The organism is Mesorhizobium sp. INR15 (assembly GCF_015500075.1).
Lineage (GTDB): Bacteria > Pseudomonadota > Alphaproteobacteria > Rhizobiales > Rhizobiaceae > Mesorhizobium.
In genome coordinates this window covers 4751008-4762772 of sequence record NZ_CP045496.1, presented here as the reverse complement: position 1 = coordinate 4762772, position 11765 = coordinate 4751008, and the positions used below count along the sequence as shown (strand labels likewise).

12 protein-coding genes are annotated in these 11765 nt (G+C 59.9%); 7 read left to right on the top strand and 5 right to left on the bottom strand.

Annotated elements, in window-relative coordinates:
- Positions 1-115 precede the first annotated feature (115 nt).
- The 3 genes from GA829_RS23180 to GA829_RS23170 all read left to right on the top strand — a co-directional run bounded on the left by GA829_RS23180 (position 116) and on the right by GA829_RS23170 (position 3472).
- Complete coding sequence (locus GA829_RS23180) at positions 116-1150, top strand: extracellular solute-binding protein (RefSeq protein ID WP_195174932.1); 1035 nt, start codon at positions 116-118, stop codon at positions 1148-1150.
- Between the two features lie 93 nt (positions 1151-1243).
- Positions 1244-2671 carry an amidase gene (locus tag GA829_RS23175; protein ID WP_195174931.1) on the top strand — a complete coding sequence of 476 codons (1428 nt, stop codon included), beginning with the start codon at positions 1244-1246 and terminating at the stop codon, positions 2669-2671.
- A gap of 129 nt (positions 2672-2800) precedes the next feature.
- On the top strand, positions 2801-3472 hold the full coding sequence (locus GA829_RS23170) for a TetR/AcrR family transcriptional regulator (RefSeq protein ID WP_195174930.1): 672 nt from the start codon (positions 2801-2803) through the stop codon (positions 3470-3472).
- A gap of 216 nt (positions 3473-3688) precedes the next feature.
- Here the strand turns inward: GA829_RS23170 and GA829_RS23165 are convergent, their stop codons facing one another.
- Both GA829_RS23165 and traA read right to left on the bottom strand, forming a co-directional pair.
- A complete protein-coding gene (locus GA829_RS23165; protein WP_195174929.1) occupies positions 3689-3904 on the bottom strand; it encodes a helix-turn-helix transcriptional regulator in 216 nt (71 codons plus the stop codon).
- A gap of 128 nt (positions 3905-4032) precedes the next feature.
- The gene (gene traA, locus GA829_RS23160) at positions 4033-7080 is read right to left on the bottom strand and encodes a Ti-type conjugative transfer relaxase TraA (protein WP_195174928.1); all 3048 of its coding nucleotides are present in this window, start codon (positions 7078-7080) and stop codon (positions 4033-4035) included.
- Between the two features lie 172 nt (positions 7081-7252).
- Between traA and GA829_RS23155 the strand changes: the two genes are divergently transcribed.
- The 3 genes from GA829_RS23155 to GA829_RS23145 all read left to right on the top strand — a co-directional run bounded on the left by GA829_RS23155 (position 7253) and on the right by GA829_RS23145 (position 8958).
- Positions 7253-7564 (top strand): conjugal transfer protein TraD, encoded by a 312-nt coding sequence (locus GA829_RS23155; RefSeq protein WP_195179781.1) that lies wholly within the window; start codon positions 7253-7255, stop codon positions 7562-7564.
- Positions 7565-7739: 175 nt separating this feature from the next.
- Entirely contained in the window at positions 7740-7934 is a 195-nt protein-coding gene (locus GA829_RS23150; protein WP_195174927.1) for a hypothetical protein, read from the top strand.
- A 430-nt stretch (positions 7935-8364) separates the two neighbouring features.
- The gene (locus GA829_RS23145) at positions 8365-8958 is read left to right on the top strand and encodes a hypothetical protein (protein ID WP_195174926.1); all 594 of its coding nucleotides are present in this window, start codon (positions 8365-8367) and stop codon (positions 8956-8958) included.
- A gap of 321 nt (positions 8959-9279) precedes the next feature.
- Here GA829_RS23145 and GA829_RS23140 read toward each other — a convergent pair whose 3' ends face one another.
- From GA829_RS23140 to GA829_RS23130, 3 genes are read right to left on the bottom strand one after another with little or no spacing between them, the layout of a single operon-like run.
- Entirely contained in the window at positions 9280-9702 is a 423-nt protein-coding gene (locus GA829_RS23140) for a hypothetical protein (protein ID WP_195174925.1), read from the bottom strand.
- Complete coding sequence (locus GA829_RS23135) at positions 9692-9988, bottom strand: hypothetical protein (RefSeq protein ID WP_195174924.1); 297 nt, start codon at positions 9986-9988, stop codon at positions 9692-9694. The genes GA829_RS23140 and GA829_RS23135 overlap by 11 nt, the downstream gene beginning before the upstream one ends.
- A 49-nt stretch (positions 9989-10037) precedes the next feature.
- On the bottom strand, positions 10038-10991 hold the full coding sequence (locus GA829_RS23130) for an IS481 family transposase (RefSeq protein ID WP_195174358.1): 954 nt from the start codon (positions 10989-10991) through the stop codon (positions 10038-10040).
- Between the two features lie 403 nt (positions 10992-11394).
- Between GA829_RS23130 and GA829_RS23125 the strand changes: the two genes are divergently transcribed.
- Positions 11395-11760 (top strand): hypothetical protein, encoded by a 366-nt coding sequence (locus GA829_RS23125; RefSeq protein ID WP_195174923.1) that lies wholly within the window; start codon positions 11395-11397, stop codon positions 11758-11760.
- Positions 11761-11765 lie beyond the last annotated feature (5 nt).

Below are 11765 nucleotides of genomic sequence, written 5' to 3'. Positions count from 1 at the left end.
CTGAGAGCCATCCCATCCGCCGTTGAGGTGCAAGGCGTCGTCGCCTTCGTTTCTTCAGCGCAAACGGACCCGAGGTTGCGTTGCCGCCGGGGTTCCAACAATGGGAGCAAATGGCATGAAATGGAAATTGACCGCGACGGCCATCGGCCTGTCGTTGCTGGCCGCTACAGGCGTTGCCCGCGCCGACGGCGAACTCAACATCTACAACTGGGGCAACTACACCAGCCCCGACCTGATCAAGAAATTCGAGGAGACCTACAAGATCAAGGTCACCGTCACCGACTTTGATTCCAATGACACCGCGCTCGCAAAAGTGCGGCAGGGCGCTTCCGGCTACGACATCGTCGTACCGTCGGCCAGCGTCGTGCCGATCTGGATCAGTGAAGGCCTGCTGCTGGAGACGGACCCCAGCAAGATGGACAACTTCAAGAATGTCGATCCGAGATGGGTTGACGTGCCTTTCGACCCGGGCCGCAAGTACACGGTTCCGTGGCAGTGGGGGACGACCGGCGTGTCGGTCAACAAGTCGGTCTATACCGGCGACATCAATACGTCCGCGATCTTTCTTGATCCGCCGCCAGAGCTCGTTGGCAAGATCAATGTCGTCCCTGAAATGGGGGACATCCTGTTCCTGACCATCGCCTACGAAGGTGGGAAATACTGCACCGCCGATATGCAGCTGTTGAAGAAGGTCCACGACAAGCTGGTCGAGGCCAAGGCGAAGTGGCTGTCGCTCGACTATGCGGCGGTAGACGGCCTGGGCAGGGGTGACATCGCGGCGGGGGTCAACTGGAATGGCATATCGCTGCGCCAGCGGCTGCAGAACGACAAGATCGTCTATGGCTATCCCAAGGAAGGCTTTCCGATCTGGATGGACAATGTCGCCGTTCTCAAGGACGCCAAGAATGTCGAGAACGCCAAGCTTTTCCAGAACTTCATCATGGATCCCCAGAACGCCGCGCTGATCTCCGCCTTCGCGCACTATTCCAACGGCATCAAGGGGTCGGAAGCCTTCATGCCCGACGACATGAAGAATGCGCCTGAGGTGAACATTCCAGCTGAATTCGCCGACAAGGGCCAGTTCATGCCGGCCTGCCCGGCGGATGTGCAGGCGCTCTACACAAAGATCTGGACCGACCTGCAGAAATAATCTGCCCAAGCTTTCTCCGCGCCGCGCCATGCGGCGCGGCCATCTCCCTTTCATTTGAGCCAAACGCGATCCGCCGATCGCAGGAGACTTTTCATGAGCGACCTCGACCTTTGCTACATGCCGGCCAATGAAGCCTTGCAACTGTTCAAGGCCAAGAAGCTTTCCCCTGTCGAATTGATGCAGGCCACCATCAGCCGCAACGAGGCCACGAAGTCGACGGTCAACTGTTTCACCTTCACGCATTTCGACGAGGCGATGGACCTGGCCAAAAAGGCCGAGGCCAAATACGCCAAGAGCGCCAGGACGGGATCCCTCGAAGGCCTGCCCATCGGCATCAAGGACGAGAGCTACATCAAGGGCAAGCCGACCTCGAATGGTTCGCTGCTGTCGAAGGACGCCATTGGCGGCCACACATCGACGATGAACGAGCGCGTCATGAAAGCGGGAGGCATCGTGCACGCGCGTACGGCGACACCTGAGTTCAGCTGCGCCGGCTACACCTGGTCCAAGCGATGGGGCGTGACACGCAATCCGTGGAATCCGGAATTCACGCCGGGTGGTTCGTCCGGCGGCGCCGCGGCAACGCTGGCCTCCGGCACATCCTCGATCGCGACCGGTTCGGACATTGCCGGCTCGATCCGCATTCCGGCATCGGCCTGCGGTCTTGTCGGCTTCAAGCCGCCTTACGGCCGCAATCCGGACGAGCCGCCTTTCAATCTCGATTTCTACTGCCACACGGGCCCGCTGGCGCGAAATGTCAGGGATGCGATCCTGCTGCAGAACGTCATGGCCGGGCCAAGCCCTCTTGATATCGCCACGTTGCGCCCGAAGCTGCGCCTGCCACTCGACTACAAGCCGATCAAGGGCTGGAAGATCGGCTTCTCCATGGACCTCGGTTCCTTCGAGGTGGATGCGGATGTGCGCAAGAACACGCTTGCCGCCTGCGACGTGTTTCGCTCGCTCGGCGCCACCGTCGAGGAGGTCGATCTCGGCTGGGGCGATGAGGTGCTGAAGGCCGGCATGATGTATCTGGAGCACCTGTTCGGCGCTTCGCTGTCGCCACTGCTCGAAAAGCACGGCAAGGACATGACGAGCTATGCGCGGCGGTTCGCCGAGGACGGGCGCAAGTCGAAGGCCACGGACTTTGTCGCAACGCTCGATGTTGCCGCAAGGATGTACCTGACGCTTGGACCGCTGCTGGAAAAATACGATGTGCTGATCTGCCCGACCAATGCGCTTCCGTCGGTGCCGGCGGAGTTCGACCAGACCACGGGCATAGTCGAGATCAATGGAAAACAGGTGAACCCGTCGCTCGGCTGGGTGATGACGACGCCGTTCAACATGGTCAGCCGCTGCCCGGTTCTGTCAATTCCTTCGGGCCGGGCAGCAAGCGGTGTGCCGACCGGCATCCAGATTGTTGGCCGCACCTATTGCGACGCCGACGTGTTCCGGGCCGCCTTGGCCTATGAAACGGCCCAGGGCGAATGGTACAGGAATGCCGAAACGCGGCCGTCGCTCTGATCCGGCTGGCAAGCATCCGCGCGAGACTGGTGCTTGCTCTGTCGGGTCAAGTATGGTGAGCCGGCACCCGGCGTCAGCCTGGACGTTGGTCCGTAGGGATGCTGTCGACGGCAAGAAGGCTGGACAGGTATGGCGCAACGCAAGGCAACAGCCGAGGGCAAGGATTTGAAGACTGATCCGGTCCAGAGGGATCGCCGGCGTGAGCGCGGCGAGGCAAGCGTCCAGCGGATCATCGACGCCACGATCGATCTGATTGCCGAAGAAGGCCTGGCGACACTGACCATGCAGCGCATTGCCGGGCATGTCGGTTCGTCCAACGCGCTGGTTGTCTTCCATTTTCGCAGCAAGGAAAACCTTTACCGGGCCGTCCTGCAGTACCTCAGCGATCAGTATGACGCCTTGTGGGCGACATTGGTTCGGCCTCCGGACCTGTCGCCCGTTCAGCGGCTGATGGGCGCGCTCGAATGCGCGCAGAGATTCTCACGGCTGCATCCCAAATGGGTATCGGTCTTCGTCGTCTTCTCCAGCGATCGCAAGAGCATGCAGATCTACAATGAAATCGGCATGCCCAATGATCTCGCCTATACGGCCGAGGCGCGCGAGTTCCTCGTCGAAATCGCGCGCACGGGCGGCTATGGCGACGTCGATACCGATACTTTGGCTGAAAGCCTCAACTATCTCGTTCACGGCGCCTGGTTCTGGGATCACCTGAACCCGCCGGAAGGCCGATCCGATGTGCTGCGCAAGACGATGCTGATGCTGCTGCATCAGGCATTCCCGCGCCATTTCGATTTGGCGTAAAGGCGCCGTGCTGACTTTCTTATTGGCTGGTGCCCCGGACGGATTCGCACTAATAGCCTATATAATTGAATTTATTGCTGAATTTTCCGTGCAAATAATGGTCATTACCCGCAAAATTACCCAATTTTAAGCTTTACCCGTGGTTCGATTCACTTTTCCACAGAAATTTGCGTCGCAAAGATGAACGATATCATTTTTCATCCTTTGCATCCGGAATTATCGGATTTCGCCACCTTCTCGCCTCGGCCCACAATATCCAGGATTTTCTACCCACCGATTAACATCGGATTCACGCCAGCCAGCGCCGTTTATGCTGATCTTGATCTGAGCCGGGAACGTGCCTCCGGCGATCTTGCGATAGATGGTCGAGCGGGAGAGGCCGGTCCGGTCAAGGACGGTTCCGAGCCGTAAGATGCGATCCGGTCCGGACATAGCTCACCTGCTTCTCACTGGTTGTTGCTGGTATCTGCTGGGACAGACAGGACGGACTGATGCTGGACGCAATCAGGTTTGTCATGCCATCCGCCTGCGGCGTGGAAACGGCGACAAATCGGACGTGTTCAAATCCCGATGCCGCGTCCTCTGCCAATGCCATGGCTGAATGCGAGTTCCGAGGCGAGGCTACGGCCGGAATCGGTATGAATGCCAAGATCGTGCTTGCGGTTGGCAAGGAGGGATTCGAGCTGCGGATCGCGTTCGAGGCTTTTGGCCATGTCGGACATGGCCGAACGCGTCGACTTGTAGCCGGACATGTCGCCGGTCTGGTATTGATGCTGGCCCGTGCGGTCGAGCTTCTGCCAACGTTCCACGAAACGGTCGGCGCGGCGGCCCGGGTCGGTATCCAGTCCGGTGCGGATTTCCGTCTCAAGCTGGAGAGCGAGCACGATGCGGTTGACCCGACCGGTCGCCGCCTCACGGACAAGCTCGGGATTTTTCGCGTAGGCCGCTTCGGCATCGCGCCAACCATGCGGCCGAACCTTCTCGAACGCGCCGCGGGCGTCCCTCAATTCGCGCATCTGCTCGGGAGTGACCTGACCGTGCGCATTTCCGGTTTGGATAACAGCATCGAGCGCGCGCGCGTGACGAACAAGCGCCGCCGTGCGAGCCCTGCGCAACGCCGCTTCCGAGTCCAACGGCGCGTCCGTTTCGCGTTGCCCTCCCCTGGCGGAAATTTCTCTCCCAGGCGCAGGGCCGGCATCACCGGTTCGACCTTCACCATTTTCCCTTCCCGGCCTGCGGCCACGGTCCTGGCCGGGCTCGACGTCTGCGGGCGAGCGCAACCCGTCCAGCAGGCCGCCGATCCTGTCGCGCAACTTCTCCGGAACGATCCGACGCACGATCTCGACCACGCGCTGGCCGAAGGTGATGCCGCGCCGCTCGGCATAGATCCGCGCCGGATCGATCTGCTCGTAATCCAACGCCATGTCCTTGGCGCGGTCTCGTGACAGCGTCCGGACGAGGCGTTCGCCGGTCGCGAAGTCATCGCCACCGTAATACAGGTCCATCCCGTCTCGATGCCGCGACAAGGCGACATAGCTGCCGTGCGCATCCAAGCCCGGCGTCGCGAGTACATGGGTCCGGTCAACGGTCATGCCTTGCGCCTTGTGAATGGTCGCGGCATAGCCGTGGTCGATGTGGGCATAGTCTTTCAGGTCAAAGCGCACAGACCTGCCGTCGTCGGTGCGCACGACCATGCTTTGCACGCTGACCTCTTCGATCACACCAAGCGTGCCGTTCTTGACGCTGAGCCCGCGCTCGTTGCGCAGGAACATGACGCGGTCGCCAATGGCGAAGGTTCTTGCACCTCGTTCCACATTCACCTGAACATCTTCGCCGAGATCGCCGGCAGCGCGCATGCGCTCGCGTGCTTCCTTGTTGAGCGCGCGCACTTCGTCGTTTGTGTGGGTGAGGATGATCCGGCTTGCCTGTGGCTGCGTCTGCCTGTCGCGATCCCAGCGCTCGACCAGATCGCTGCGTGCCTCATCGCGCGTCGCGGCCTGATGCACCATGCCTTTGTCGTCATAAGCACTGATCGCAAATCCGATTCTGCCGGTCGCCAGATCACGCGTGGCGTCCCGCTGCCAGTCCTCGCGCTGCCGCCGCACCTGTCCAATTTCGACGCCGCCATGACGCTCATAAAGCGAGCGGAATGCAGCGCCGGCTTCGATTGCCTGCAACTGCTGCGGATCTCCAACAAGGACGACTTTTGCGCCAACGTCCGCGGCATGGGAGAGCACGCGCTCCAACTGGCGCGTGCCGACCATGCCGGCCTCATCGATCACAAGGACATCGCTCGCGGTGAGCAGATCGCGTCCCTGTCCCCAGCCATGTTCCATACTGGCGATGGTGCGCGACGGGATGCTGGATCCGCTTTCCAGATTCTCGGCTGCGATGCCGGAGAGTGCCGCGCCTCGAACTTCGTAGCCTGCGGCTGCCCATGCCTGGCGCGCAACACCCAGCATGGCGCTCTTGCCGGTTCCGGCAAATCCGACAACGACACCAAGACCGTGCCCATCGGTGATGTGTTCCAGTGCATCGCTCTGCTCCCCTGACAAAACAAGTCCGCGCTGCTTGGCGGACGCCAAAGCTGCCTCGCGCTGTGCGTCACTCACCGCGTGGCGCTCCTCGCCAGCCATGCGCTCTGCCGCGCGATGCAGGCGCTGTTCGGTCTCGATCATCTGCCGGGTGGTGAACCGATCTTCGCCGCGTCCGTCCTTGCCGAGTTCGACCAGATCGGGCGCGTTGCTGATGGCTGCCATGACCGGGCTGAACTGCTCCATTCCGTCGCTGTGGCGGTGCGAGAACTTCGCAATATCCTTGACGGTGAAGGTCGATTGCTGATGCGTGATGGCATCCAGCGCCACGGATGGATCGGCGATGATCCTCGCACCATTGTTGCGCGCGATCTCGCGGTGCAGTTCGGCGCGATCTGATTCAATGCCGCCATCGTCAATGCCCGTACCCTCAATGCGTTGGGCTGGTGCACCAATCTGGGTTTGCGGCTCCAGGGCAATGCCTTGTTCTTCCAGACTGCGATGATCGATGCGGGCGTCGATGTCGAGCTCGGCTAGTCGCTCATTGGCAAGTTCCGCCCATCGCTCGCGCCAGCGCTCGACCATCTGGGTAGCATTCCAGTCGCGAACCTTTGACCCAAAACCATTCTCGTCCACGGACCGCATGGTGAGCATGACATGGGCATGCGGTTTGGGGCTGCCATCCTCTGCCCTGTCCCAATGCACATTGAGATCGGCGACCATGCCCTTGCTGACAAACTCGACTTGTACAAAGTCCCGCGCCAGTTCGATGCCTTGCGCCTGGCTCAGTTCATGCGGGAGCGAAAACTCGACCTCGCGGGCAAGCTGCGCATCCTTGCGCACCTCGAACGCCTCAACATCGTTCCACAGCCGCTCGCGCTCGCTCCAGGCGCCCAGTGCATTCTCCGGCAACATCACTTCGGAATGGACAACACCGCGCTTGGCTGAGAAGTCATGGCTGCGTTCGATGCGCTCGTCACGCAACCGCGAAGCCGAGCGGTAGGCGGCCGACGCCACGGCACTGCTCCCAGCCTTGCGGCCAATGACCTTGACGTGAAGATGATAGATCGCCATCGCGACAGGATCATTTGCACGTCAAACCGCACGTCGGCACGACGTATAAGCGCGCCCTCCCTCGAAAAATTCTCTGGATGGACCAGCCCGTCCCGGGCAGTCTCGGCGACCCTGAAGCCTTCCGGCGGACGCTCGCCTATCATCGCCACATCGACAATTAATGGAGACAGCCATGCGCAAACCAAGGGACTTAGATACGGGATTGAAGGCGCTGGAGGACAAGGCGCGAGAACTCAAGACGCGAAAAGAGCAACAACTCGGTGATCTGGTGATCGCCACCGGCGCCGATCAACTCGGCACCGACGAACTGGCCGGTGCGCTGGTCGCAATCACGGAGACGAAAGACGCCGCAAAACGCGAGGCATGGGCCAAGCGTGGGGTGATGTTTTTCGAAAGCCGACCCCGGCGAACTGCTCCGGCATCTCAGCGCAACCCTCGCAGCGCTCCAGCGCAACCGGGCAGGCGCGAACGTCAGCTTTCCTAACAACGTTGCCCGGGACAGCAAGCGATCACCGTTACCGATTTGGATGGTGATGATATTCCCGACTACATGGTGGTTCACGACAGGTGATCCATACTTCCTGGTGTGGAACCGGCGGCTGTGACCTGGAACTTTGGCGCGGAACCAAAAACGGTCATCCGGTGCGGGTGTGGAATGAATGGTGCGCGAGCAGAGCATCTCCCGCAGAGCGGGTAAGATCATCTTTGACTTCGATTTTCATGGCAGCAATTGTGGCACCTTCGGTGCTGAAGCATGTCCCGCCAGCTTCGCCTGGGATGCCACGGCCGGACGAATGATCGAGGAGCCAACGCTCGATGGGAATACGACTGTGCGGCTCATTGAACCGATCTGAACAACACAGGCGCAGGTTCCCGCCCCAATTCTTGCACTAATCCAGAGGCCAAGGGAGCAATGCGTGGCAGCTGGTCAGAGCTTCGTGACAAGCGACGATCTGTCCGTTTCGGTTCTCGATTTCGATGGAGACGGCGTGCGCGATTGGGTGATCACACTGCCAGACTGCTCGAATGCGAATGCGTATACTCTTGTTCAAACGCTTTTTACCACTGCGGGCGATGCCTCTACCCGAGTCATTGCAGCGACGGGCGCAAACTTGAGCAATCATTCTTCGAGCTATCATTTGGCACCAAGCCGGCATCCGTTTCGCGCGTAAACAAGACCGACGCATGCGAACGATATAGCGTCGAGCAAGATGTCAAAGTGTGCACGAGGACGCCGATGGTGTGGGACGGTACCGCCAAAACGCTGCGAACATTGGAGCAAAAATGATCCATATCCCCCTTTCGGACAATCGGATTGCGCAATTCGAAGCGCGTTTTGAGACGTATCAGGACGGGTATGTCTATTACGGGGATAGTAGCTTGGGCGGGTTGCCACTCAGCGCCCAGGAGCGCGATCGTTACGTGACGAACTTCGTCACGATTTTGCGCAGGGGCAATCGGGTGATGTTGTGCTGGATCATACTGGCTGCCGTAGGATTGTTAATAGCAGAAGTGGAATACTCTCATTCGTTCGCAAGGTGGCAGCAAGCCATCGTGTTTCTGATGCCGTTCCCTTGGGTACTATTGACCTGGCGGCGGTCGACACGGTTGGTTCTTGATGAGATTGGGGGCCGTACATCGGTTACGCCGCCACGCGGCTACTTGAAAAGCATCCATTCGCGCGTCGCGGCATTCCCACCCGCATTGCCCCTTACGATGATTGGCATCGGCGCGCTCTTGCTCGTCCAGCTTTGGCGCTATGGTGATGCGCGCAACGATATCAGCGGTGTCGCCCTGGGGTTGGGTGTCATTGGCTTCGGGATATGGATATTCTGGGTAAAGCGAAAGGTGAAATGGAGCGGTCAAAATAAATCATAAATAAATGCGAGTCTGGACGATCCAGCATTGCGATCCTGGACATCGGCCGGATGTACGACGAGACTGACAATCGCTTTGTGTTTCTCACCGACGCTGTCGAGAACGCCTTCCGTCAACCGAGACCCCCCGATGGAGGCTCTTCATTTTTTCAACGGCCTCTGGGCTAAAGCTGATGGTCACATCGTAAGCGCACGGTGCTTAAGCAGCTGCTTTCACAGGCTCCGATCCAAGGTGAAACAGGGCTCCGCCGAAAACGAGTGGTGAAGCGCGGAATGGTCTGGTCATGGTCTTTCCTCCAAATGAATCATGAAACGCTGTCGATCAGTCTCTGTTTAGAAATCTCACTGCGTTTAGATCGCCACCGGCGTCTTTCACAAAGATCATCAAATCGGGTCGTTCGTGTTGCAGACGCACTGCCAAATCGAGGCCCTCGACCTCATGTGCGGCTTCGTGCTCTGGGGTGCAGTGGGGCTCGGTCGGATCGATTTCGTTGAAAAAGGTTTGATAGTCCCAGTTCCAGTCATTGAGAGCCCGGCAGAAATCCGCCGACAGGTTCAGTTCTTCTGGTACGATTTCACCATAATTGTCGCGCCAGGCGTCAAGGCCGTCGTTCAGCCTCGGCGTCAATACCAGGCTGTCCGGCTCAATCCCCGCCACCAGATCATGATCCGAGGTTGCCAGGGGCTGGTAGCCGTAGCTAGGCACGAGCTTGAGCTTTGTCAGTCGAGAGGCGTCACGGGACACAGCCGTAAACGTTACTTGACCGGAGGGTTGTCCAGGAAGGCGCGGCCGAACCGGATTCCTGAAGATCCAACACCAGGTTTCGGACAAATTCAGCACTCGCTCCGCGTATGCCGAAACAGACGATGTTCAGCGCAACAGGCGCTTTCAGTTGAAATGCCGGATATTTCCCCAGGCATTCAGCGAGATGGCGCGCAAGCCTGCAGCTGTGCGCGATCGACCCGCCGGCCCGCACGATGGGCGCTTTGCCCACGATGAGGTTCGGATCTGCCGCGCTTTTCAAAGCCATCAAGCCTTCAGTGAGGCGGTGGTTGCGGCCGGTTCAGCCTCCACGCCGCCTAGGTGTGGAGCCTCAATAGGTTGTCCTCGGTTCTGTCGAGGCGACTGATCGGTGTTTTGGACTTTAGGCTGCCGTGCGGGCGATGCCAATTGTACCTGTGGAGCCATACCGGCAGTTCGGCTGCGCGGTGGTGCGAGGTCGGATAGGCGATGGCATAGGCCCATTCCCTTAGCGCGGTCTGGATGAAGCGCTCGGCCTTGCCGTTGGTCTTGGGCGTGTAGGGCCTTGTCCTGACATGCTTAAGGTCGAGATCGCGACAGGCTTTGGCGAAGGCTTTCGACCTATAGCAGGAGCCGTTGTCGGTCATGACGCGCGCAATGGTGACGCCGAGGCTTGCATAATAGGCCAACGCCGCCTTGAGGAAGGCGACGGCGCTTTCCTTCTTCTCGTCGGGCAGGATCTGCGAGAAGGCGATGCGAGAGGCGTCGTCGATGCAGACATGGACGAATTCCCATCCGGCGCCGCGCGACTTGCCCTTCTGTGGATCGCCGGTGATGCGGTGCCCGACCTGGCTGAAGCGGCCCAGCTTCTTGATGTCGATGTGGATCATCTCGCCGGGGTGCTCGCGCTCGTAGCGCCGGATCGGTTCGGCCGGCTCAATGTCCTTCAGCCGCGACAGCCCGGCACGCTTCAGCACCCGGCTGACGGTGGCGGGTGAGACGCCAACCTCCATGGCGATGTGCTTGCCGGTCAGCCGCCGGCGGCGCAATGCCATGATGCGCTCGGCCACCGCCTGTCCGGTCATCCCCGGCATGACATGAGGCCGCGACGAGCGGTCGACCATGCCGGCCCGGCCCTCGGCCTTGTAGCGCTCGACCCAGCGCGCCGCGATCTTCGCCGACACACCATACGTCCGCGCCGCATGGGCTTGGGAAAGACGACCTTCTATCACCGACAGCGCCATTTCCTCTCGACGCAGCGGCGTGAGACGGGCATTCTTGTGGATGTTCATTCGGACCCTCCGATGAGTGCTGAAGCTTGGTAACTCCAGTCTCCTCGGTCAGGTCCGAATGGACAACCCCCTGAGAGCTCACACCTAGTGCACCATGTGCGGTCTCACTCTGGCTCTCAACGCTTGTGCGAGCCTTGTGGCGTTCTGCGGAAGCGTGCCTTGTCGATTGCTGACCCGAATGCCTGCCCGCTTTTGATGCTCGGTCGCTGCGCTGATGACTACATTCCTCATCGAGCTCGCCAACTGCACGATGTTGGGGGTCGCCGCTCCGCGTGTGATTGCGCGGCGACAGGCGCGCCTTCGCATCTGCCGGGTCGCGAGCCACCGCTCCGCTTCCTGCTGGCGGTTTTGCTCACTGTCGTGGTGGCATATCCGAGGATCACGACCTGTGTGGCCGACGGCAATGACAGGTAAACTTATTACCAATTTGTACTACCCCGGTGTGCTTGATCGGGCACAGTCTGCCGTGAACCGCTGCGGCTCGCCTTCAAGGCGGAAACCTGTCGAGTTCGAGAGGTGGCTTTTACCGATGCGTCGCGACAATCGTCTCAAAACCGAGCCAGTCGAACACTGCCGCGATGCCGCGGGCATCGTTCTCGGGATTGGGCAGTTTGCCGACATGCTGGTGTTTGGACTAGCCGATTATGAGCGCGACGCCTTTCAGTTACTTAGGCGCCTAGGTTTGAAAGGCACCGACAGAGCCATCTGCGCAATGATAACCATCGATGCAAGGAGCCAGCGAAAGCGCTCGGACAAAGAGTTTAGGTGAAGCAT